The 23,999-nt window shown below is 42.6% G+C and carries 19 protein-coding genes; 15 read left to right on the top strand and 4 right to left on the bottom strand.

Annotated features, from left to right (window positions below):
- Window position 1 precedes the first annotated feature (1 nt).
- The 3 genes from CI959_RS08075 (at window position 2) to CI959_RS08065 (ending at window position 4,470) form a co-directional block, all read left to right on the top strand.
- The gene (locus CI959_RS08075; protein ID WP_005860561.1) at window positions 2–1,369 is read left to right on the top strand and encodes a TolC family protein; all 1,368 of its coding nucleotides are present in this window, start codon (window positions 2–4) and stop codon (window positions 1,367–1,369) included.
- Between the two features lie 247 nt (window positions 1,370–1,616).
- A complete protein-coding gene (locus CI959_RS08070; protein ID WP_005860559.1) occupies window positions 1,617–3,227 on the top strand; it encodes a dipeptidase in 1,611 nt (536 codons plus the stop codon).
- Window positions 3,228–3,300: 73 nt separating this feature from the next.
- Window positions 3,301–4,470 carry an aminopeptidase C gene (locus CI959_RS08065; RefSeq protein ID WP_057317651.1) on the top strand — a complete coding sequence of 390 codons (1,170 nt, stop codon included), beginning with the start codon at window positions 3,301–3,303 and terminating at the stop codon, window positions 4,468–4,470.
- A gap of 139 nt (window positions 4,471–4,609) precedes the next feature.
- Here CI959_RS08065 and CI959_RS08060 read toward each other — a convergent pair whose 3' ends face one another.
- The gene (locus tag CI959_RS08060) at window positions 4,610–6,742 is read right to left on the bottom strand and encodes a S46 family peptidase (RefSeq protein WP_349217380.1); all 2,133 of its coding nucleotides are present in this window, start codon (window positions 6,740–6,742) and stop codon (window positions 4,610–4,612) included.
- 29 nt (window positions 6,743–6,771) lie between these two features.
- The gene (locus CI959_RS08055) at window positions 6,772–8,130 is read right to left on the bottom strand and encodes a TIGR00341 family protein (protein WP_009016492.1); all 1,359 of its coding nucleotides are present in this window, start codon (window positions 8,128–8,130) and stop codon (window positions 6,772–6,774) included.
- A 132-nt stretch (window positions 8,131–8,262) separates the two neighbouring features.
- Between CI959_RS08055 and CI959_RS08050 the strand changes: the two genes are divergently transcribed.
- Window positions 8,263–10,353 (top strand): sensor histidine kinase KdpD, encoded by a 2,091-nt coding sequence (locus CI959_RS08050; protein WP_057317653.1) that lies wholly within the window; start codon window positions 8,263–8,265, stop codon window positions 10,351–10,353.
- On the opposite strand, the gene CI959_RS08045 is transcribed toward CI959_RS08050, so the two are convergent.
- Window positions 10,350–11,846: a lipopolysaccharide biosynthesis protein gene (locus tag CI959_RS08045; protein WP_057317654.1), complete on the bottom strand. Its 1,497-nt coding sequence runs from the start codon at window positions 11,844–11,846 to the stop codon at window positions 10,350–10,352. The two genes, CI959_RS08050 and CI959_RS08045, sit on opposite strands and share 4 nt — an antisense overlap.
- Before the next feature lie 11 nt (window positions 11,847–11,857).
- Window positions 11,858–12,883 (bottom strand): Holliday junction branch migration DNA helicase RuvB, encoded by a 1,026-nt coding sequence (ruvB, locus tag CI959_RS08040; protein WP_010182716.1) that lies wholly within the window; start codon window positions 12,881–12,883, stop codon window positions 11,858–11,860.
- A 295-nt stretch (window positions 12,884–13,178) separates the two neighbouring features.
- Between ruvB and CI959_RS08035 the strand changes: the two genes are divergently transcribed.
- From CI959_RS08035 to CI959_RS07985, 11 genes are all read left to right on the top strand, one after another.
- On the top strand, window positions 13,179–14,747 hold the full coding sequence (locus CI959_RS08035) for an ATP-binding protein (RefSeq protein ID WP_057317655.1): 1,569 nt from the start codon (window positions 13,179–13,181) through the stop codon (window positions 14,745–14,747).
- A gap of 139 nt (window positions 14,748–14,886) precedes the next feature.
- Complete coding sequence (locus tag CI959_RS08030; protein ID WP_095231434.1) at window positions 14,887–16,614, top strand: tetratricopeptide repeat protein; 1,728 nt, start codon at window positions 14,887–14,889, stop codon at window positions 16,612–16,614.
- Window positions 16,615–16,718: 104 nt separating this feature from the next.
- Window positions 16,719–17,084, top strand: a complete 366-nt coding sequence (locus tag CI959_RS08025; RefSeq protein WP_008773255.1) for a DUF3244 domain-containing protein — start codon at window positions 16,719–16,721, stop codon at window positions 17,082–17,084.
- Between the two features lie 237 nt (window positions 17,085–17,321).
- Window positions 17,322–17,525, top strand: coding sequence for a DUF3244 domain-containing protein (locus CI959_RS08020; protein ID WP_008773254.1), 204 nt, complete (start codon window positions 17,322–17,324; stop codon window positions 17,523–17,525).
- A gap of 5 nt (window positions 17,526–17,530) precedes the next feature.
- Window positions 17,531–18,238: a glycosyltransferase family 32 protein gene (locus CI959_RS08015; RefSeq protein WP_095231433.1), complete on the top strand. Its 708-nt coding sequence runs from the start codon at window positions 17,531–17,533 to the stop codon at window positions 18,236–18,238.
- Between the two features lie 8 nt (window positions 18,239–18,246).
- Complete coding sequence (locus tag CI959_RS08010; protein WP_249931802.1) at window positions 18,247–18,765, top strand: hypothetical protein; 519 nt, start codon at window positions 18,247–18,249, stop codon at window positions 18,763–18,765.
- Between the two features lie 10 nt (window positions 18,766–18,775).
- A complete protein-coding gene (locus CI959_RS08005) occupies window positions 18,776–20,599 on the top strand; it encodes a hypothetical protein (RefSeq protein WP_057317659.1) in 1,824 nt (607 codons plus the stop codon).
- A gap of 24 nt (window positions 20,600–20,623) precedes the next feature.
- Window positions 20,624–20,986, top strand: a complete 363-nt coding sequence (locus CI959_RS08000) for a LytTR family DNA-binding domain-containing protein (RefSeq protein ID WP_057317660.1) — start codon at window positions 20,624–20,626, stop codon at window positions 20,984–20,986.
- A gap of 115 nt (window positions 20,987–21,101) precedes the next feature.
- The gene (locus tag CI959_RS07995; RefSeq protein WP_081033167.1) at window positions 21,102–21,278 is read left to right on the top strand and encodes a TIGR04149 family rSAM-modified RiPP; all 177 of its coding nucleotides are present in this window, start codon (window positions 21,102–21,104) and stop codon (window positions 21,276–21,278) included.
- A gap of 192 nt (window positions 21,279–21,470) precedes the next feature.
- A complete protein-coding gene (locus CI959_RS07990; RefSeq protein ID WP_057317661.1) occupies window positions 21,471–22,838 on the top strand; it encodes a radical SAM peptide maturase in 1,368 nt (455 codons plus the stop codon).
- Window positions 22,839–22,843: 5 nt separating this feature from the next.
- Window positions 22,844–23,995, top strand: a complete 1,152-nt coding sequence (locus tag CI959_RS07985) for a TIGR04150 pseudo-rSAM protein (protein ID WP_057317662.1) — start codon at window positions 22,844–22,846, stop codon at window positions 23,993–23,995.
- Window positions 23,996–23,999: the final 4 nt, after the last annotated feature.

Here is a 23,999-nt window from a genome sequence, read left to right as displayed (position 1 = left end):
AATGAAACGACATATCATCACACTAGCTGTATCATGCGTTATGTTAAACAGCTGTGGTATATATACAAAATACAAACCGGCTTCTGAGGTTTCCGCAGATCTGTACGGCTCAGAGGCCACCGCTCAAACGGATACTGTATCCTTGGGAGACATGAGCTGGCGGGAGGTCTTCACCGACCCGCAGCTCCAAACACTCATTGAGCATGGCCTGGCAAACAACACAGACTATCGTTCCGCACAACTCCGTGTAGAGGAGGCTGAAGCAGCTTTACTGTCAGCCAAGCTAGCTTTCCTGCCTGCCTTCGCTTTCGCTCCTCAAGGAGCGGTGAGCAGTTTCGACTCCCATAAGGCTACACAGACTTATTCGATTCCGATAACAGCCAGTTGGGAACTGGATATATTTGGTAAAATGCGCAATGCCAAAAAGCAGGCGCAAGCTCTTTACGCACAAAGTCAAGATTATCGGCAAGCGGTACGTACACAGCTAATCGCCGGAATAGCTAATACTTATTATTCCCTGCTTATGCTGGATGCTCAGTTGAAGATCTCAGAGCAAACCGCTTCCTCCTGGAAAGAGACGGTCAATTCCACCCGTGCCTTAATGAATGCAGGCATAGTAAACGAAACAGCTGTTTCCCAAATGGAAGCTACGTACTACAGCATCTGTACATCCATCCTCGACCTGAAAGAACAAATCAATCAGGTAGAGAACAGCCTTGTATTGTTACTGGCTGATACACCTCATACCATACAAAGAGGTGAATTGGAAAACCAGCAACTGCCGAAACATTTCTCAGTAGGCATACCCGTCTATTTATTATCAAACCGCCCTGATGTAAGGGCAGCGGAACATGCTCTGGAAAGTGCATTTTACGCCACTAATCAAGCCCGTTCCGCTTTTTATCCCTCTATTACCCTAAGTGGTTCGGCCGGCTGGACTAACTCGGCAGGTGCAGTCATCACCAATCCGGGTAAGTTTCTGGCCTCGGCAGTAGGCTCACTCACCCAGCCACTTTTTGCCAGAGGACAACTTCTAGGACAACTGAAAATCACCAAAGCGCAACAAGAAGAGGCCCGGTTGAGTTTTGAGCAAGCTTTACTGAACGCAGGAACCGAGGTTAACGATGCTTTGGTGCAATATCATACAGCACGTGACAAGGCTGTGTACTTTGAAAAACAGATAGAGTCTCTCGAAAGAGCCTATAAAAGTACCTCCCTACTTATGCAGCACGGAACGACAACCTATCTAGAAGTACTCACAGCACAACAAGGATTATTAAATGCCCAACTAACCCAAGTGGCTAATCGTTTCACGGAAATCCAAGGGGTTATTAACCTCTATCAAGCCTTAGGCGGAGGACGTGAATAGGCCATTCGTTTTATTCATATTTGAAATAACCTATAGGATTGCCCAGAAAGTGATTTTAGGGCAATCCGCCTTTCTTAGCACGCTCTCACTTTCACCTAATATATAATTTCATGACTTTAGTAGACTTGTTCCGTCTTATACCATGCTTATAGTCGTATCGTATTCAAGAATTAACAAATAAATCGTATATTTACGGTCATAAAAATCTTCTCGGACAATTGATACAAACATTTAAAATACAAGAAAGATGAAAAAACTTTTTACCTATGTAATCATGCTTTACGCCAGCCTATCCGTTTCCGTGGCGCAACAGATCCAGTATCCGGAGCCGGTGTTAAACCCGGAGAGTTGTACGAGTATCATGGTCGGGAAAAAAGCCTCGGCGGATGGTTCCGTGATGACCAGCCACACCTGCGATAGCAATTACCGCACTTGGATGGATATCGTACCTTCCGCCTCGTACGATCACGATACGACAACCACGGTCTATACCGGACGTATGCATACCGAATACGCCGAGGGAACCCGGGGGATGATCGCGAAAGGAACGCTGCCCGAAGCGCGGTCTACGTATCAATTCCTCAACACCGCCTATCCCTGCCTCAACGAGAAGCAGTTGGGTATCGGCGAGACAACGATCACCGGCCGGAAAGCCCTTGTCAACAAGAAAGGTATGTTCATGATCGAGGAACTTCAGCGAATCGCCTTGCAACGTTGCACGACCGCCCGTGACGCGATCCGCTTAATGGGCGAGTTGATCGAGAAATACGGATATGGCGACTGGGGCGAGTGCCTTACGATAGCGGATCCGAAAGAGGTATGGCATTTCGAGGTCTTCGGCGAGGGTCCGGATAAGATCGGTGGCGTATGGGCGGCGATCCGCATCCCCGACGATCATGTGGGCGTATCGGCCAATATCCCCCGTATCTCCAAGGTAGATCCGAGCGACAAGGAGAATTGCATGGCTTCCGCCAACGTATTCGAGGTAGCCAAGCGCATGGGCTTCTGGGACGGGAAGAAACCGTTCCGCTTCTGGGAGGCCTATGGCGGCGGGAACTATTCGGGAGAATTGAAATCCTTCAGCATCCGTGAGTTTTTCATTTTGAATAAGCTGGCGCCATCCTTGCATCTTTCTTATGATGCCGAGGAACTTCCGATCAGCGTAAAACCGGAAAAACCGGTTGACGTGACCGACGTGATGGCCCTTCTCTCCGAGACGTATGAGGGGACGGAATATGATATGACGAAGAACCTGAAAGTCGCCGTCAAGAAAAAAGATAGTAACGAGACAGATACCATTATCAGCCCGGTAGCGAATCCGTGGATGACTACGGATATGGTAAACATGTTAAACGGACTCAGACCGGATGCCGTGAAACGCTACCGCCTTGTAGCCGTGCCGCAATGCTCCTACTCTACCGTGATCCAATTGCGTGACTGGCTGCCCGACGCGGTAGGCGGCGTGGTTTGGATGGCCTATGATAATCCCGGACAAAGCCCCCGCATCCCCATCTTCTGTGGGACGAAAGATCTCCCGGCTTGCTTCAAGGTTTGCGGACAGCACCGTTACCGGGAAGATGCCGCCGTATGGGCTTTCCGTCGTGCCAACAAACTCGCCACCGTACGTTGGGGAGCGACTAAAGATCGTATGAAAGCATCTATCGCCCATTTTACGGAGAAAGGGCAGACAGAACTTCCTTTCGTAGAGAGCCGTTACAAAGAGATTCTTACCCAACAAGGTGAGGAGGCCGCAAAAGAATACCTAACCGGATATACCGCCGATTTCGCCGGAGCCACGATGCTACGCTGGAGAGAAATGGGAGACTCATTCTGGACCCAATTCGAAAGAGGCTTCTAATCACCACATCCGATAGTAAAGACGAGGCACGCCCCGTCTCTACAATAATAATATAAACTTAAATTCATATACAATGAGAACATTCATTCTATCATGCGCCTTAGCGTTAGGCTCCTTGAGCACATTCGCCCAAGGCTACCAATTTACGGATGTAGTAAAGGTACCCGCCACGCCAGTCAAGAATCAAGCATCCACGGGAACCTGCTGGTGTTTCGCCACGACCTCTTTCATGGAGTCCGAATTACTCCGTATGGGAAAAGGGACGTACGATCTCTCCGAGATGTTTATCGTCCGCCAGAAATACATGAACCAGTTGCAGGATAATTATGTCCGCCAAGGTAGAGGTAATATCGGTCAAGGAAGTCTCTCCCACACCTTCATGAACGCTTTCAACCAAGTAGGTATCGTTCCCGAAGAGGTGTACTCGGGTATCAACTACGATTCCGACCGGCACAATCATGCCGAGATGGTAAAATACATCAAGGCGATCGCAACGACCGCCGTGGATATGAAAAAACGGAGCCCGGAATATTACAAACTAATCGATAACCTATTCGATACCTACCTAGGCAAGCTTCCGGAGAAATTCACCTATCAAGGCAAGGAATATACCCCGAAGACATTCGCCGCCTCCCTAGGGTTGAATATGGACGATTATATCGAACTGACAAGCTTCACGCATCATCCGTATTACCAGAAATTCGAGGTAGAGGTTCCCGATAACTGGGAGCATGCGCAAATGTATAACCTACCATTGAATGAAATGATGGAAGTAGCGGATTATGCGTTGAATAACGGTTACACGGTATGTTGGGATGGCGACGTGAGCGAGAAAGGCTTCTCTTTCAAGAATGGCGTGGCGATCAACCCTGAGGTAAAGAAGGTGGAAGATTACTCGACTACCGACCGTGCTCGCTTTGAGAAAATGGACGAGAAAGAACGTCTGGAGGAAGTCTACAAATTCGAGAAACCTTTCCCGGAAGTAAACGTCACCCCGCAGGTCCGTCAAGAAGGCTTCGAGGCGTTCGTCACGACCGACGATCATTTGATGCACCTTACCGGCATCGCCAAGGATCAAAACGGCACGAAATATTATATCACGAAGAATTCTTGGGGAACCGAGCGTAATGCCTTCGGCGGATACTTGAACATGTCCGATAGTTTTGTCCGTGCCAAGACGATCTATATCATGGTACATAAGGATGCGATACCAAAAGCAATCAAGTCTAAATTAGGCATTTAGAACTTTCCTGTCGTATAGGATATTACAATGCCCATCGTAAGGTTGTTACAATAGGTATTCAAAGCACCTTACGATGGGCATCATAAGCTCCTTAGAATGGGCATCCGCGGAAATCACGGATGCCCATCTCTTTTTTCTCTCATCGAACCAGCTTCAACTCCTCAATCAACCTCGGGCACTTACCCCATTTATCGATCATGAAAAGGACATAGCGAATATCTACGCCGATACAACGTTGCAAATCCGGCTCAAAGGCGATATCGCCACTCATCGCTTCCCAGTTTCCATCGAAAGCGAGTCCGATCAAACGGGCGTTCTTATCGAATACCGGGCTACCGGAATTACCACCAGTGATATCATTGTTCGAGAGGAAGCACAGCTGCAATTCCCCTTTTTCATTCGCGTAAGGTCCGAAATCACGGCTACGAACCAAATCCAGTATCTCCGGTTGTACCCAGAACTCATCGCTCGTCGGGTCCTCTTTCTCTAGGATACCTTTATCCGTTGAGTAATAATTGTACCATGCGGCATCATAAGGACGATACCCTCCGATAGAACCATAGCTTAAACGCATCGTGAAATTAGCGTCGGAAGACAAAGCTTTCTCCGGATACATCTCCTTCAAGCCAGCGAAATACAAACGTTCTCCCTTAGCGATATCATACTCCGCATCACCCATCAACTGCTGTAACTGGAAGATAGACACCAGTACGGACAAGCTCAATTCCGCCGCCGGATCTTTTCTCAATTTCTCATATTGCTTCGGATTTCTCAACATCTCGGCGATCTTGTCGTACGACAATAAGGAAGTCTTCTTAAATACATCCGCCGCATATTTCTCATAATTTCCTTTATACTTCTTATCAACGCTCGTATAAATATCCGGCAAGAACTCCGGAGATACACGTTCTTTCGCGATCTTCATCATCGCGGCCAGTACCTTCTGATCCAAAGACGGCTCGTAATCCTTGAAGAACGGTTGGATACGATCCTCTAAAAAGACAGTAACCTCTTCCGGGGTAGCTCCTTCAATATCCACCGATTGCACCATACGGGCCAAACGAATAATCTCCGCTCCACTAGAAAACGCCTCATTCAAATAGGTCAAAGCCTCTCTATATTTATTGGTCGAGGTATATCCTTTTTCCAGCAAATTCAAGACCTCGCCATATTTAGCGCCCCGGGCCTGATCTTTCGCTACCCAATCAGCGAAGGCCGTCTCCTCCGCACGTTTACGTTCGATCACGTTTAGATTCGCCAATCCTTTATTCATACCGATCGAGTTCTTCCAATAATTGGAGCTTCCCGCATACTTAGAGGCATATTTGATACGTACGGCGTCGCTAGCCAACATCGCCTCTTTCCAGATGCCCTGCTTGATGCCACGCACCTCGATACGGGGCTTATTACTATTCTCGATACGCTGTTGCACGCCCCAAGAGCACAAATAACGATCCGTGCTTCCCGGAAAACCGATTGTCATGGCATAATCTTTATCTTGATAGCCTTGCATGGACACCTCAGCTACATATCTCGGGGTATAAGGCTTATTATTCGCGTTGTATTCCGCCGGTTTATTATCCGCGTTGGCGTACACACGAAATACGGAAAAATCACCGGTATGGCGGGGCCACATCCAATTATCCGTATCCCCACCGAACTTACCGATAGAACTAGGCGGAGCGAAAACCATACGCACGTCACGATAAACATCGTACACCACCAAGAAATATTTATTATTGCTATAGAAAGGAACAACATCAGCCGCTAGGAACTCATTATTTCCCACGGAATCACAAATCACACGACCGATAGAATCGGCGGCGGATAAACGCTGGAACTCATCCTCGATACCGGAGATCTGGCTGTTGATACGATCGCTCACGTCTACGGTCTCTTTCAGGTAACGTACCGTCAAGCCCGGAACCGGAAGCTCTTCCTGTTTACTTTGAGAGACAAAACCATCTTTCAGATAGTCGTGCTCCACACTACTCAACTGCTGGATGGCTCCAAAACCACAATGGTGATTCGTGAAGATCAACCCCTCGTTAGAGACCGTAATACCGGTACATCCGCCACCGAAGATTACCACGGCGTTCGCCACGCAAGGATCCGTCTCACTATACAACTGATCATAGGATGGGGTAAAACCCAACTCGGCCATTCTCGCCAAATTCTGCTTATTCAATTCCTTCAGCACCCACATGCCCTCATCGGCATATAACTGACCGGAAGCGGCTAAAAGCAACAAAGCCGCCCACACTCTTTTCATCAACTTCATTCTACTCTGATTAGTCTAAATTATTCGATTAGTAATTTAATATTTTTCATTTCCACACGAGCCGACAGCCATTCCTTGATCTTCTTACGTTCCGCATCTTTAATGATCGTCTTACTTTTCAGATAAACCAGCATAACCGTATCCGGCTTCGCCGTCTCCGTATTCACGATATACGTATTCGAGCAAGAAGCCTCGACTACATAGGGGAAAAGAACCTTCATCTCCGGGATCAACTCGGATGTCAAACGCCTATAACTCTGATATTTGTCAACCTGTCGTTTTAACGAATCTATCTGGATGGTCTGCGCACGTAGCACCTCCTCGCTATTCTTATATAAATCCTGCATCAAGAGGCTTTTCAACTCATTGATATCCGTGGCCTCTTGTCCGAAGCCTTGTTGCACGACTAAATGCACATCTTTCAATCCATACTTAGGCAATTTAGCCCGGGCGTTAGCGATCATCTCATCCGGTACCGTCTGGCCGATCAAGACTACTTTCACCTCCTTTTTCTCGCTCGTATCCGTAACGACCTTATTCAAGATTTGCGTATTCGGGAAAGTCAACTCCTCCGATACGAAATTGCGTACCCGATCATTGAAATAACTACTCCGGATCAAGTTATAACTCAAGAAAAGGCTCGGCACGATCGTGAAAAAAACAATGATACCCACGTAACGAGTCACGATCTTTTCCCTTTGTTTATCCAAGAAAACCTTCTTCGGATATTTCAACAAACGAACGACGACAAACGTAGCTAAACTGATAAAAACCGTATTGATAAAATACAGATAAAAAGCGCCGAAAAAGTAATACAAATTGCCACTCGCCAACCCGAATCCAGCCGTACAAAGCGGAGGCATCAAAGCCGTAGCGATAGCCACACCCGGAATCACGTTACCCTTACTCTTTGTCGAGCTCGCCACGATTCCGGCCAGACCGCCGAAGAAAGCGATCAATACATCGTATACCGTAGGTTGCGTACGGGCAAGCAACTCGCTTTGCGCCTCGCTGATCGGTGAGATCAAGAAATATAAGGTGGAGGTAATCACGCTAAAAATAGTAGCGGTAGCGAAATTACGGAACGAACGCTTGATCAACTCGAAATCGGAGATTCCCAATCCCAAGCCGAATCCCATGATCGGTCCCATCAACGGCGAGATCAGCATGGCGCCGATAATCACGGCCGTAGAGTTCGTATTCAATCCGAGAGAGGCCACAAATGTAGCGAAAATAAGTACCCATAAATTTGTCCCCTTAAATTCGACTCCCTTCTTAATAGATTCTATCGTGTCCAGTTCATCCTCTTTGTCCTGCCTGACGTCGAAATTACGGACAAAAAAATCCATAATCTGTTTATGTAGCAATCCTTTTTCCATGCGGTATTAATCTTGTCCCATATTTATGCAAAGATATTCCAATTGTTTGTTTTTCTAACTATTTAATAGCTTTTTTATGGCGAGATTACGTATATTTGCATTTGCAATACAACAACAAGAGATCCTATTTGTATGAAACGATATCTAATGCTTTTATGCTTATTGTTTATGTCCTTTGTCGTTTCATCTCAAACGACCACACCAGACTCACTCAAAAACGCCTTGCAAAAAGCAACCTCCGAACGCTCAAGATTGGAAATCCTTACCAATTTAATGGACATCTCACGAAACGATGACATATTAGTAAACGCTAAACAACTCTATCAGGAAGCCTTAAAAGCGAATGATAATTACTATAAGGAAGCGGCATTGACCGAGATTCTCCGGCATTATATCAACACGGACCAAACCGATAGCGCAAATGTCTATATCGCCAAAGCCGAGCAGGAGCTAAAAGGAGAAGCCAGAACCAGCCTCGTATCGTTCATGAAAATGATCCAAGATACGCGCGTCATATTCTACACATCCGGTGAACCGAGAAGGAAAGTCCTCATGAATTGCCTATTCAAGCTGGAGGAACCCGACAAATTGTCTCCCTATGAGAAAATAGCCTGCAATTATGTACTAGGCATGGCTGTCAGCAACAGCGTCATGGAGGAGAACATGCTTCAGGAGGACTTCAAGCAAGGGAAAGAATATTTCGATAATGTCCTGACCACGGCGGAGAAACTACCCATACGATACGCATACAATTTCCTGCCTAATACCTATTTCATGCTATGCGCTTATGCGAGCGACTCCCAAGAACGGGGACGGTATGCGACCCGTTACCTAAACACGATCTTGGGCTACTCTAATATCCCGGAGATGAGGAAACGTCCTTACGCGATCAACAAACGCCATTTATTAAGCGCTTATTCAAACCTTGCCATTAGCGCCGAGGCTATCGGAAAAGATTTGGCGACCTCCTATTACCGTGACTTCATGAATCTGTTGAAGGCTTATCCGGAATCAGCCAGCGCCATACCGGAATATGAGCTTTATTATACCTCAGCGAATTATTACCTAGGCATCAAGGACTATAAGAAATTCATTGAGTTCAGCGACTCCTTGATCAATTTCTCCAAACAGATACCGCTTTACAAGGAGCATGTAATCGCCTATGTATCCGCGAAAGCCGCCGCCTACGACAGCCTCCGGATGTACAAGGAGGCGTATGAGACATCCAAGGAATACGCGGTCTTGCTAGATACCTTGCGCATGCAGGAACTCCGGAAGAAAATGGAGAATCTCGAGATCGAGAAAGGGGCGAACGAGTTGGTGATCGAAAAGAAATCATTGGAATTGGAATTGCAGAAAAGCAAGAAGGAGAATTACCTATATATATCCCTATTGCTTCTAGCCTTATGCGCCGTGTTCTATATCTTTTTCCGGTTAGGCAAGATGAGATCTCTTTATCGGGCATTGCAGAAATCCAACGAGCTGGTCCTGATAGCGAACCAGAAGGCACAAGAGAGCGAGGAGATGAAGACCGCCTTCATCCGGAATATGTCGCATGAGATACGGACTCCCTTAAACGCGATCAATGGTTTCTCGGAACTCATCACCAACGACGATATCTCCATGGACGAGAAACAGGCTTTCAGCCGTATTATCTACGAGAACTGTTACCATTTGACTTCCATGCTGAACAATCTCCTTGAGATCGCCCAGCTCGATAGCGGCAATGATTCCCTTCCTCTTGTTCCCACACGTATCCATGAGCTTTGTTTACATGAGATGCAACAGGTAAAGAAATATCAAGAGAAGCCGGAGATCAACTATGTGATGGAAGGCGATAAGGAGAATGATATGATCTTGACCAACCGTGCTTATTTCAGCTTGATCATCTCGCATCTGCTGGCAAACGCGAATAAATTCACGGAGAAAGGAAGCATTACGCTTTCATACCATCTGGATAACGGAGCCAATTTAGTGACCCTGTCGGTAACAGATACGGGTTGCGGCATCCCCCAAGACAAACAGGAATGGATATTCGAGCGTTTCACGAAGACCAATGATTTCATTCCCGGCTCTGGCCTAGGGCTTTACCTATGTCGCTTGATCGTTAACCGGCTAAACGGTAAGATAAAGACAGATCCGTCTTATACGAAAGGCTCACGCTTCGTTATCACGATGCCAATCGCCACGCCGCCATCCAAGCCCTCCGAACCTACCGATTAACGAAAGAAACGTCCTATGTACGGGAGTTCTCGTAAAGGTAAGTCCCTTTTAACCATAAACGCGATGAATATGCCCAATAAGATCGTGCGGTATCCCAGCCGGAGCCATTCAGACTGTATCGACAATGCCATGCCTGCCACGTATAACACCGCCGCCACACCGAAATAAAGAAACGCGGATCTCAAGTCGTACTCTATCGGGAACTTCTTTTGTCCCACAAAATAAGACAGAAGCATCATCAATAAATTACAAAAGAACGATGCCCACGCACAAGCCATATAACCCTGCGAGGGACCGAACAGCAAGATGATAGAGACCGTGGCCACACATCCGATCGTGGAGAAATAGGCACCCCATCGTGTCTGGTCGATCAGCTTATACCATAAGGAGAGGTTGAAATAAATACCGAAGAACAACTCGCCCAGCATCACGATCGGCACCACCCGTAATCCGGGATAATAGGCCGGACCGACAAAGTACTTCAAGATATCGATATAGAACATGACCCCGAGAAAGATAAACAAGGCGAATATGATGAAATATTTCATCGCTTCCGAATAGGCTTTCTTATTATCATCGCTCTTGTTTTTAGCGAAAATAAACGGCTCATAGGCATACCGGAAAGCCTGCGTGAACATCACCATCACCACGGCGATCTTGAAGCATGCGCCGTATATACCCAATTGCTCATTCGCGAACTCCTTATCATCAAACAAGAATGGAAACAGGATCTTATCTGCCGTCTGGTTAAAGATACCGGCGATACCTAGAATGAGGATCGGGAAGGAGTAACGCAAGATTTGTCTCAAGACCGTTCCGTCTACTTTCGCCCGTATGCCCGGCAAGATATCCGGGATCAAAAGCAATAAGGTTATCAGTGTCGTAAACACGTTCGCCACGAATACATAGCCTACCCCATAATCCGGACGATAGAACCAGCTTATCGCCTCCGGATAATGCGTATGCAACCACGGACAAGTGATCAAGAAGAATATATTCAAGATAATATTCAAGAAAATACTCAGCAACTTAATCCCGGCGAAACGCCATGCTTTCCCCTTATACCGAAGATAAGCGAACGGAATGCAGCAAAAAGCGTCTACCGCCACGATACCCGCCATCATCCCGATATACTCCGGATGGTCGCCATATCCCAAGCCGGCGCTAATAGATGGCAATAAGGCGAAAACCGCTACGCTAAACAGCGCCGAACTTCCCAGCAAGCAATACAGCACGGAAGCATACACCCGCATCGGCTCTTGCTCCTCTTTCTTATTGATGAAACGGAAGAACCCCGTCTCCATGCCATAAGTAAGCAAGACCAGCAACAGGGCTGTCCAACCATATAAATTCGTCACGATCCCATAATCCCCTGTTCCGGCCAACACACGTGTGTACATCGGCACCAACATCCAATTCAGGAAACGCCCCACTATACTACTCAATCCATAAACGGCTGTCTCTTTAGCGAGCCGCTTCATTCCTCCTGCCATATCGTATCTGTCTAATCAAATAAAAAACCTTGTTCCCCCACCCGGCTACGTCCCAGATGGGTATAAGCTAAATCGGTGACCTCACGGCCACGGGGCGTGCGTTTGATAAAGCCCTCTTTGATCAAGAAAGGCTCGTACACTTCTTCTAGCGTTCCGGGGTCCTCGCCCAAAGCCGTGGCGATCGTCGTTAATCCGACCGGGCCTCCCTGGAATTTATCAATGATCGTCGTCAGCAACTTATTATCGATCTGATCCAAGCCATACCGATCTATATTCAACGCCTCCAAAGAGAAGCAAGCGATCGCCTTATCGATATCTCCGTTCCCCTTCACTTGAGCGAAATCACGCACACGGCGCAATAAAGCGTTGGCGATACGAGGCGTACCCCGGCTACGGGAAGCGATCTCCCTAGCGGCGTTCAACTCACATTTTACATTCAAGATATTAGCACTACGGAGCACGATCTTCGTCAGCGTCTCCATATCATAATACTCCAAGTGCATATTGATACCGAAACGGGCACGCAGCGGACTAGTCAGCAAGCCGCTACGGGTCGTAGCGCCAATCAATGTAAACGGAGCCAAATCGATCTGTATCGAGCGAGCGCTTGGTCCTTTATCGATCACGATATCGATCCGGTAATCCTCCATAGCGGAATACAGATATTCCTCCACGATCGGGCTCAACCGGTGAATCTCATCGATAAAAAGCACGTCGTTCTTCTCCAGCGAGGTCAATACCCCGGCCAGATCTCCCGGTTTATCCAGCACCGGCCCCGACGTGACCTTGAAACCAACCCCCAACTCGTTCGCTATAATATTCGACAACGTCGTCTTTCCCAACCCGGGAGGTCCATGCAAAAGCACATGATCCAGCGCCTCCTTACGCATGCGGGCAGCCATGACGAACACCTTCAGGTTCTCCACCACCTTCGCCTGCCCGCTGAAGTCACGGAGCGAAAGCGGCCGAAGCACGTTCTCGTACTCTCGCTCGTTTTCCGGCATCCGGGCATCCCTTATATCAAAATCATCTTCCATATTCACGTTCATTGACTTGCAAAGATAATGTATATTTTTCCAGACTTGTTTTTTATTCGTACATGTTTTTCGGAAAACACGTACGTGAATTCCCAAAAACACGTACGTGAATCCGTGAAAACATGTACGTGTTTTTACGGAAATCCGACAAGCACATTTATTCATCTTACTATCAGTAAGTTATAAATCGACTTCATAGTAAGATATTATTGTTGAAAATTTACTTCTAAAGATACGGTTCCTCTCCTATATTTTATGTAACTTTGCTTATAAGTCGCATAAAATATAGGACGATATGAACCAGACAATTTATCCAATCGGCATACAGAACTTCGAGAAAATTCGCAAGGACGGCTATCTCTATATTGACAAGACAGCCTTGGTCTATCAATTGGTTACTACCGGACAGTATTACTTCCTCAGCCGCCCCCGGCGCTTCGGGAAAAGCTTGCTGCTGTCCACGCTGGAGGCCTATTTCCAAGGAAAGAAGGAGCTGTTCGAAGGACTGGCCATGGAGAAATTGGAAAAAGATTGGATAAGATACCCCATCTTACATTTGGATTTAAATGCGGAGAGATATTCTGACCCTGGGGCATTAGAGAGCATATTACGACGTTATCTGAACCTTTGGGAAGACCTGTGGGGGAAAGACGAGAGAGAGATAACACCATCCGATCGTTTCACCGGCGTGATACGCCGTGCCTATGAGAGAACAGGACGGAGAGTGGTCATACTGGTAGACGAGTATGACAAGCCTTTGCTACAGGCGATCGGGAATCCGGAGTTACAGGAGGCCTACCGCTCTATACTGAAAGCGTTTTACGGCGTTCTGAAGAGCATGGACGGATATATCCGCCTAGCGTTCCTGACCGGCGTGACCAAGTTCGGCAAGGTGAGCGTGTTCAGCGACCTCAACAACCTAATGGATATATCAATGGATAACCGGTACATAGAAATATGCGGCATCACCGAGAAAGAGATACATACTTATTTGGAAAACGAATTGAGGGTATTGGCTGATGCGCAAGCCATGACCTATGAGGCTACCTGTCTAAAGCTGAAGCAGCGATACGACGGATACCATTTCACCGCTAACTCAGCAGGAATGTACAATCCTTTCAGTCTCTTGAACACCTTCGCCAAGATGGAATTCGGAGACTACTGGTTTGAGACCGGTACCCCCTCTTATCTGGTGGAGTTGCTCAAGCACACCCATTACGACCTCTACGAGATGGCCAACACGGAAACCGACGCCGATGTGCTGAACAGCATCGATTCCGCCTCTAATAATCCTATACCCGTCATCTACCAAAGCGGATACCTAACCATCAAGGGCTATGATCCCCGTTTTGGGATTTATAAACTAGGTTTTCCAAACTTGGAGGTAGAGGAAGGTTTTGTTAAATACCTCCTGCCTTTCTACACGAGCATAAGCGCCGCAAAGACACCCTTCGAGATAGGACGTTTTGTTCAAGAAGTGGAAAGCGGCAATTACGACGCATTCTTCCGCCGCCTGCAAAGCTTCTTTGCCGACACACCCTACGAGGTGATCGCCGGGCAAAAGCCGGAGCGAGACACGGAGCTGCATTACCAGAACGTCCTCTTCATCGTCTTCAAGCTGGTCGGCCTGTACACGCAAGTGGAATACCATACCTCGAACGGGCGTATAGACCTCGTATTGCAAACCAACCAATACATCTATATCATGGAGTTCAAGCTCAACGGAACCGCCGAGGAAGCCCTGCGGCAGATCGAGGAGAAAGGCTACGCCCTACCCTTCTCCGGAGACAATCGGGAGGTCTTCAAGATCGGCGTGAACTTCTCCTCTGAGACCCGGAATATAGAACGATGGCTGGTTGGATAAAAAAGCCTGTTTTATCCATATATACTTACTTTGCGGATGAAGTATAATGGAAATAAAAATAGATCCAAAAAGTCGGGATTTCCAGCCAAGATATTCTCGTCTTTTTGTATTATTTTTACCCCCAACAAATAATACGCAGATGAAGAAAAACATTGTTTTCCTGTTAATTCTAATACCTATTATATGGATCTCTTGCGACGGAATGGGCCATCAAACCATAGACTTCCGAAAAATAGAGAACCTTATGCCCCAACATCCGGATAGCGCCTTAATGCTCCTTGAACAAATAGAGAACAAAGAAAACCTATCCCGAAAAGATAAGGCACATTATTATTTGCTGTTAACAGAAGCAGAAGACAAGACTTTTGTTAAGCATGAAACCGACTCGCTGATCACGATCGCGACGGATTATTATGAGGAAACAGACGATCTGGAACGAAAAGCGAAAGCTTGGTTCTATAAGGGACGGATCAATCAAAACCTAAATCATCCATTGAAAGCGCAAGAGTGTTTCTTAAATGCCTTACAGAATGAGGAGCAGATTGAAGACCATGCATTACTGGGGAGGATTAATAACGGTATAGGAATGCTTTATACCCAACAAGATGTATATGAACGAGCCTTGCTTTATCAGCAAAAGGCGGTCATGCATTTCAAGGCAATATCGGATTCTATCGGTCAAGTCTATGCACTTCGAGATCTGGGACGCATTTATGAGATAATCCACCAAAAAGACAGCGCTATCGCCTGTTATTCTAAAACTCTCGATTTGATGGTGAGCAGGAAGGTGCTCTCTGTTTATTCCGAATTATCGAGTCTATATGTACAAACAAAGACATACCCGGAAGCGGAACGTCTACTCCGTGAGATCATGGCAAACAAGCAGGCATTGGGAAATGATATTTATCCGTTCTATTTGACACTAGGCGAATATTATTATCAATGCGGTCAATTAGATTCAGCAAAGATCTATTTAGAACAATGCTTGGAAAAAGCGGTGCGATTGGACACGAGAGCGGGGGCTGTTTATCATCTATCCCAAATAGCCCTATCGACAAAACAATGGATCCTTTATGCGGAGTTGAGTCAACGATATGAAATGATGCGTGATACACTCGACCAGATAGAAGTCACGAATACGATTAGAGGCAGACAAGTTCTTTATGATGAACAGGATAAACAAAAAACCCTAGCGGAAGAACGAGTAAAAACGGCCAATGCAAACCTACGGATGGTTGTAACCAGTCTTATTTGCCTTTTGATAGTTCTACCAACCACTTATCTTTTGTTTAAATATAAGAAAAGACAAAAAGACCTATTGAAAATTCAAGAAAAAGATCGGGAAAAGAGTTTCTCTTGCGATAAGACCGTCTTAAAATATAAAGAGCAGATAGAGCATAATAAACAAATCATAGAGGTATTAAACAGATCTTTACAAGAGAAAGACCAGGAACAGCAAGAGCTCAAGAAGAAGCTGCGACAGGACTTCGAACAAAAGAACCAAGCATTGTATGCCCAAAAAGAACATCAGATTGAATTATTACAGAACCTAAAAAATTCATCTGTTTATAAAAACTTTCATGAAAACGAGGAATGGAAACCGTCTACCGAGGATTGGGAAGAGCTGTTTCAGCTTATAAACGCTATTTATCCGTCTTTTGCACAAAAACTTCAAGAAGCTTACCCTAAAATACCGATACAAATGGAACGGTTATGCTATTTAGTGAGAATCCATGTGAAACCCTCACGTCTTTCTATGTTATTAAACCATAGTAATATATCAGTCTTACGGAAAAGACTTTATCTGAAGATGAGCGGCAAAACAGGAAAAGCCTCCGATTTCGATCTATATATCAATGACCTATAGTCAGTGTTAGAAAATGAACAAAAACGAAAATGCCAATTGTTCATCCATGTTCATTGTTATTAGAGAATAAAGCTTTTCTTTTGCAAAAAGAAAAACAAAATATTATGAAAACAAAATTATTAACCTTATTGATGCTATTTGGCCTCTTTTCGCCACTGTCTGTTTATGGAGATAATGTACCAACTAAAGGCAAATGGCATGACGATTATTATCGCTCTGTCACTCCTGCTCCTCCAACAGTATCCATCGACGGAAATCTATTGAGCATACATTTTATCGATGCTCTAGATGATTTGACTGTTCAAGTTGTAAATGAACAAGGAGCTATCCTATATAACGAAGTAGTCTCCGGCGAAGCAGGTGAATGTGTATCCATCTCTTTAGATCAGGCTGGCACAGGATGCTTTTATGTAGTGTTAGAACATCGCCTAGGGCAGCTTATGGGAGAATTCATCATACAAAATAATTAGGTATTATTCTTTATCATATGCAAGCTTCAGGATTAAACAGTATCATATAGTTGATCTATCACTATTAACCAAAAAAGATCGTTAAACGTGATAATCACTGTACAGTGCCCCCAATGATACGTTTTTCCTGGATGCTTGCATTGAATTATGTTATTAGGAACTCTAAGTATAACCTTACAGAAATACTAAGTTTGTCATTAATCAAGAACTAATACATAATCTATAGAAGGAAATATCTTGAGTGTCCATTTCATAGATGCATTAGATGATCTAGCTATCCATATTATGGATAATACAGGTAATATAATGTATGAGAATGTACTCTCCGGAGGAACAGGCGATATTATCAACATTCCATTGGACGGAATAGAAACAAACACAGACCTAGTAGTCTTGACCCATAAGTTAGGATGGCTAGTAGGAAAATTCGAGATTAAATAAAGCATATGGCAATCCCTAAAATCATACATCAAGTCTGGGAGGGGCGCACAGAACCATGTATGCCCACCCGCTTACAAATCTTGGCAAGAACTTGGCGAGAGCAGAATCCAGATTGGGAATATCACCTTTGGAACGGAGAGGAAATGGATGAGTTGGTAGAAAAACATTTTCCGGAGTATCTTTCCTTGTATAGAAGTTTTCCATACAATGTACAACGTTGGGACACGATTCGCTATATGATATTATATGTATATGGGGGAGTCTATACGGATTTGGATACGGAATGTTTTAAGCCTATCGAGCCATTATTAGAAGATGTGGCGATAGGGTTCGGAGAGGAGCCTCCACAGCATAATTTCAACTCAAGTATGCCCACCCTAATAGGAAACGCATTTATGGTTTCTGAGCCAAGATGCGGAGGATGGATAGACATTTTAAAAGAAATTACTGATGCAATGTTACGGGACTATCCAGCACAAAAGGTGATGCATACAACAGGCCCATTGATGATATCACGGATATTTAATACCTTGAAGAAAAGATACAAGGTTACTCTTTTCCCTTATTCAAAAGTAACGCCTGTGACGAAAGATGACATGGGTTCATATATCTATCAGGGAGAGACCGCCTCATTCCATGAAAAAATAAAGGAAGCATATTGTTCTCATTATTTTTTTGGTAGCTGGGATACGAATTTTTCATTTTACAATTAATGAACGATATGAAAGAGTTATTCATTCAATACAAAGGCATACTAAAAGACCTACTCCGTTACGGGGTACTGAAAACAGAGGCTCTAGAGCATCCCGGATTGTATAACGGTAAGCTAGGCATAACTATTCTATTTTATGAATACAGTCGTTATAGTGGAGATGCTTTATATGAACAATTCGCGGACGAGATATTAGAATCTATAATGGAGCTTCCGGATAATTTATCTCTTGATTTGTCAGATGGATTATGTGGCATTGGATGGGGAATCACCTATCTATTAAGAGAACGTTTTATTACCGGTGAGATCAAAGATGTATTATCGGATATAGATATAAAGATACAAGAAACAGAAATTTTGAATGACGATACACTAAAGGATTATCATACATATTTAATGTTTAGAAAAGAGTACATAGGAGAAGATGCACGAAGAGATTTGCCATATAGTCCTTATAGAGAGAGCTATATACAGAAAAAAATTTGGGAAACTTGTTTTTCTCAAAATCAATTAGAAATGAATCAATAATTTAATTACCATGAGCTCTAAGCAACAGGACTATACCGAATACACTGTCGATTTATCACAATTGACAAAAGAACGCCCTTTAGGGGTAACGGGTATATTGCGCTGCCAAAACAGCGCGGATTTCCTAGACGCTTGCATAGAGTCCTGTATTGAAGGATTAGATGAGCTGATTGCGGTATATCACAATTGTACAGATGAGACAGCTAATATACTTAAAAGAAAACAGAGCAAATACCCCAACAAGATCAAAATCTTTGAATACCACCCCTATATCTATCCTATAGATTTAGCGGATGAACAATTTCAAGAGATCATGAATCTGCCGAAGGATTCGATTCATCTCCTTTCCGGATACACGAATTACGCGATTTCAAAAGTAACATATCGCTATGCGATCAAGATAGATTCAGATCAGCTATTCTTTTCCGAATCATTCAAAAAATATTGTGATGCCTACCGCACCGAGCAAAAAGTCCGGATCAACCCTTTGGAACAACTAGCTTATAAGCTATATATATCTTACCTGCATAATCCTAAAAAGGACAAAAGTCCAAAAAGAAAATGGCAAGACTGGTTAGCGATAAAGATGGCTCCTTTCTATTTCTCCTATTTGAAAAAAAGAATCAAACAAGATAAAATATTGGTATCCCTCTCTGGTATCAATGTGTTACAAAAAAACGGAGAATGGCTTACTTTTTTAGGAGACGAAAAGATAGACACAACCTACCGGGACATTCTATGCCCATTCAACGGAGTGCGAGATCTTTTCTTTTTCGAGGTCTCTGAAGAAATGACCTACCAAGCTTGTTATTTGCCAAAAGCTCCCGGCTACAATCAAGTTCTGGAAGTAATGTTTCACAATAAAAAGCTATTTGATGGTGGTCTGATATGGTTTCATTTACGTCCATGTCTTCAAAAGCACACTGAAACTTATCAATATTGGTATGAAAAAGCGGAGGATCGGTTCATTTCTCTAGAGAAATTCAAGAAATGTAATTATTCAAAGCTGAAAAGAAGAAAAAATTTATTCATATGTTCACGCTTTGAACCCATGTTTTCTTATTTCTATTCTGCGCAACGTCATTCAATTCCTTGGCGCACATTGGTAAATTGGAGACAAGAGGAGTCTCAAGAAAAGATGAGTTCGCTGGATTTGGGAAAATACAAAATCGAGTTTGATACAATCATACAAGAATATATAAGAACAGCTATTCAAGAATATGAGGTCCGGGATACCCTAAGACTCATGCTTGGCAACCATTCCATAAAAAACGCATTGTTCGTATATATACTGTCTTTCATTTCGAAAGAACAAATGGATTATGTACGTTCTCGTATCGCCGGAAAATCCATCGAGGAGTCTATTCGCAATATCTCTAATTTCTTGAATCATTTTGAATGGATAGAAAAGAAAAGGAATACCACAAATAACTTTAATATAGACAGCCATCCTTGGACAAGGCTTTTATCTCCATATAAAAGATGTTGTTTGGTTTACCTAACAGATGAGAAAGAATTGGCTCATGTATCGACTTTCTTACAAGGAAAAGAGATTCCTATTCTATTATTATCTGAATATGAGATTCCGGATGACACAGAACTATCAGAGACAGTTACAGCTGCACAAGTTGAATTTTCCGAACAAAAGGTATTTGAGAATGATAGTATCGAACAAAATTTCCCTAGACTCTTCTTATACGCAAATACGTTTGAGACGATTTTACGAATCTTAAGCCCAAGTAAGGTTGTTTGTTTGGCATCAAGCAAAACTTATCAAAAAGAATTATTGCTAGGTTTTGCAAAGGATTCAAATATAAAAATTGAGTTTTGGTAAGATGAAAACAAAAAAACAAATAATATGGATATACTGAAAGTGAAAGACAATATGATCATTTATTCTTATAGAAATGGTCTAAAAACTTCTTTGTGTAGTGATTTGGTTGCACTTGTGTACAATAAACCCAACATTTGGCTGATATTTAAAAATGAAGAGGTTTTAGTTCATGTAAGTATGCTCCAAATAGAATCCGTGTTGCAAAATAATTTTACAAGAATAAATCGGCAAGTCATTGTCAATATGAACCATGTATCTGAATTTATCTTCAAAGATGGTTCGTATTGGATTCATTTGAAAAGAGGTTTGGAGTATAAAATTAGCGAACGTAGAAAAAAAGCTGTCCGAGAGGCTTTCCTTTTGTATGCTAATCCGAATAAGGTTTAATAAAGCATACGTTCGGTAGCGAAAAACACGCATTTAGTAATAATGGATTAGGTTTGTTTGGCAGTATAAAAGGAAGTGGTTAACATTGGTATGTGAATTTTAAATAGTAAATATTATGAAAAAAGTCGGTAAAATCAAGTTGAATCAATTCGGTCAAGAAGAATTGGATCGACGTAAGCTAAATGCCTTAAAAGGCGGGTGTGGATGTACTAGTGGTAGTTGTGGTAGTTGTGGAGGAAGTTCTGACTGGAGTTACTACAGTAATGACGGAAATAAAGCTTACCACTATTAATCTTTTTTTATTCTAAAACCAAAATTATTTTCTGTTATGAATATGAATTTTGGTTATAAAAAAAATGCAACCAATAGATATTATATTGGTTGCATTTTATAACAACTAATCAGATTTAATATGATACGATCCTTTTTTTATACATCAGAAAATAAAAATCTATACATAAACGATGATCAGAGCAGATTGTCTATGTTGGCACATCCGGAATTAAAGAAAACATCTGAAAAATCGACGGATGTTGATTCGTATTATGTAAAAAAATATGCCTATTTGAAAGCGCATGGATTCTTCACAAAGTCAAAACCAACCGAGTTTGCGGTATTGGAAGAATCAATAGTTGAAGACAATATAAAGAATATCAAGCAAGTCGTATTTGAAGTAACCGATTCTTGTAACCTAAGTTGCACGTATTGTGCGTTTGGGGAATTGTATGATGGATATGATGAAAGAATCAGTAAGAAAATAGATATTCATAAGGCCATTCATTTGTTGAAATTTATTTTTGACCATAAGCCTAAAAAGAAAAATGATAAATTGGCCATTAGTTTTTATGGTGGCGAGCCACTCTTGAATATGACGTTTATCGAACAAATTGTAGAACTTTCTAAAGAATTGAATCTTGCCAAGCAATTTGATCTTGAATATACTATGACAACTAACACTACGTTGCTTCATAAGTATATGGATTTTTTAGTTGCCAATAATTTCCGTTTGTTAATCAGTTTGGATGGTAATGAGAAATGCCATAGCTATCGAACGTTTAAAAAAGACAACGAAAATTCGTTTCAAAAAGTAATTGAAAATTTGGATCGACTTCAAAAAGACTATCCAGACTATTTTCTAAAAAATATATCGTTTAATGCTGTTCTACATGACAGAAATACAATAAAGGAAATTTATGAATTTATTTATACACGGTATAATAAAATACCAAGAGTATCAGAATTAAACACAAGGCATATTAGGCCGTGTAATAAAGATAGATTTAACAGTATGTATCACAGTGTGGCAGACAGCGATTCCGAATTCCGTAAGGAGGAGTCCGAGTTGGCTCGTTTAACACACAAAAATTCGCTGTCATACATGGAGTTAACAAATTATCTGAAATATATCTCGATAAACTATTACATATCCAATATAAGAGAATTATTGTATAGTATTGAAAAGCAGTTGCCTACAAGTACTTGTACGCCATTCTCAAAAAAGGTTTTATTGACCAATCGAAACAAGCTGTTGCCTTGTGAAAGAATAGACTATCGGTATTCGATGGGAAAAGTGGATGAAGATATAGAATTCAATATACCGGAAATTACGCGGCAATACAATTTTTATTATAAACATATCCAAAAGTTTTGCCAAACCTGTTATGTTTATAAGTATTGTGGTTCTTGTCTGTTTCATATTGAAAATATAGATAAAGCAAATGAAGAGGGGTTTGTTTGTCAATACCATCAAAATCAGAAGGATTTTGAGAATAGTTTGAGAAATATTTTCACTTTCCTTGAAAAGTATCCGCAAGATTATGCTGAAATAATAAAAAATGTAGTAATAGAATAAAGATTATGAAGAACGTGTCCGATTATTGGTTTACTATTGAACCTTATGTGTTTGTTGATATAAAAAGTAAACATGTTTTATTATATAATACACTAGATGGAGTTACAATCGAGTCAACGAATGAGAAAATTGTAGAGCTATTGCAAGAAACTCTTCAAGAAGAAAATTGTGGTGTCGCTTTATTGACTCACGAACGATATCGGCAGGAAGAGATTTGTTGTTTTGTTGATGAACTTCGTGAAAAATTCATGGGAGATGTAATAAATGTTTCTTTATCGGATGGCAAACCGGTTCAGATATTGCCCTTTTACAATTATTCAAAGGAACAGGAACTATACAAAAAAAATAATTTTTCTTCGTATAAAAATATACTGGAAAAACTATTTGAAATATCTTTATATATAGATGCGACAACTAATATAACAAAGTTAATTCATTTCTTGATAACGCTTCCGAAAAATCTGACATTTAATATTGTTGGAAATATGGAGGAAGTCCCCAATTATAGTGAATTATTTTCTTATCTAGACCACTGTTCTTCACCGAAAAATCTTTTGTGTTCCTATAAAAATATAATTCCTCTTCAACCGATTTTTGCACATAATTTTTCATACCAGATTTCTGTTAGTTTCCCGATAAATGTGGAACGATGGAATCATGCAATGAAGGTCTTGCTTAGTCAGGCTTTGCCGGTAGAATTTGTGTTTGAGGTATCTTCCGAAGAGGATGTTCAGCTGTCAGAGCAACTCATTGAACAACATCAGATAGATAAATACAGATTAAAGCCCAATTATACCGGAAATAATATTCGCTTTTTTGAAAACGAAGTTTTTCTTTCGAAAGAGGATATTTTGTCCACCCCTATGACCATGAAAGATTTTTTCGCTCGCCAGGCCATGAATTTGTATGACTTTGGAAAAATCACCATTCTGCCTAATGGGGATGTGTATGCCAATCTTAACCACCCTTCGTTGGGAAATATCTATGTCAATAATATTCATGAAATCTTACACAAAGAAGTTGAAGAGGGCAAATCGTGGTTCCGTGTTCGTAATCACCCCCCCTGCACGGATTGTGTTTATCAATGGATTTGCCCGTCTCCATCCAATTATGAGATAGCTATTGGACGTTCCAATCTTTGTCATGTAAAAGAATAACAGA

Source organism: Parabacteroides sp. AT13, assembly GCF_002272965.1.
GTDB classification, from domain to species: Bacteria; Bacteroidota; Bacteroidia; order Bacteroidales; family Tannerellaceae; genus Parabacteroides; species Parabacteroides distasonis.
This window is presented reverse-complemented; position numbering and strand designations above follow the sequence as displayed.

Coding starts and splice junctions, on each gene's coding strand:
- CI959_RS08075 (WP_005860561.1), top strand. CDS start 2: ATGAAACGACATATCATCACACTAGCTGTATCATGCGTTATGTTAAAC.
- CI959_RS08070 (WP_005860559.1), top strand. CDS start 1,617: ATGAAAAAACTTTTTACCTATGTAATCATGCTTTACGCCAGCCTATCC.
- CI959_RS08065 (WP_057317651.1), top strand. CDS start 3,301: ATGAGAACATTCATTCTATCATGCGCCTTAGCGTTAGGCTCCTTGAGC.
- CI959_RS08060 (WP_349217380.1), bottom strand. CDS start 6,742: ATGAAAAGAGTGTGGGCGGCTTTGTTGCTTTTAGCCGCTTCCGGTCAG.
- CI959_RS08055 (WP_009016492.1), bottom strand. CDS start 8,130: ATGGAAAAAGGATTGCTACATAAACAGATTATGGATTTTTTTGTCCGT.
- CI959_RS08050 (WP_057317653.1), top strand. CDS start 8,263: ATGAAACGATATCTAATGCTTTTATGCTTATTGTTTATGTCCTTTGTC.
- CI959_RS08045 (WP_057317654.1), bottom strand. CDS start 11,846: ATGGCAGGAGGAATGAAGCGGCTCGCTAAAGAGACAGCCGTTTATGGA.
- ruvB (WP_010182716.1), bottom strand. CDS start 12,883: ATGGAAGATGATTTTGATATAAGGGATGCCCGGATGCCGGAAAACGAG.
- CI959_RS08035 (WP_057317655.1), top strand. CDS start 13,179: ATGAACCAGACAATTTATCCAATCGGCATACAGAACTTCGAGAAAATT.
- CI959_RS08030 (WP_095231434.1), top strand. CDS start 14,887: ATGAAGAAAAACATTGTTTTCCTGTTAATTCTAATACCTATTATATGG.
- CI959_RS08025 (WP_008773255.1), top strand. CDS start 16,719: ATGAAAACAAAATTATTAACCTTATTGATGCTATTTGGCCTCTTTTCG.
- CI959_RS08015 (WP_095231433.1), top strand. CDS start 17,531: ATGGCAATCCCTAAAATCATACATCAAGTCTGGGAGGGGCGCACAGAA.
- CI959_RS08010 (WP_249931802.1), top strand. CDS start 18,247: ATGAAAGAGTTATTCATTCAATACAAAGGCATACTAAAAGACCTACTC.
- CI959_RS08005 (WP_057317659.1), top strand. CDS start 18,776: ATGAGCTCTAAGCAACAGGACTATACCGAATACACTGTCGATTTATCA.
- CI959_RS08000 (WP_057317660.1), top strand. CDS start 20,624: ATGGATATACTGAAAGTGAAAGACAATATGATCATTTATTCTTATAGA.
- CI959_RS07995 (WP_081033167.1), top strand. CDS start 21,102: ATGAAAAAAGTCGGTAAAATCAAGTTGAATCAATTCGGTCAAGAAGAA.
- CI959_RS07990 (WP_057317661.1), top strand. CDS start 21,471: ATGTTGGCACATCCGGAATTAAAGAAAACATCTGAAAAATCGACGGAT.
- CI959_RS07985 (WP_057317662.1), top strand. CDS start 22,844: ATGAAGAACGTGTCCGATTATTGGTTTACTATTGAACCTTATGTGTTT.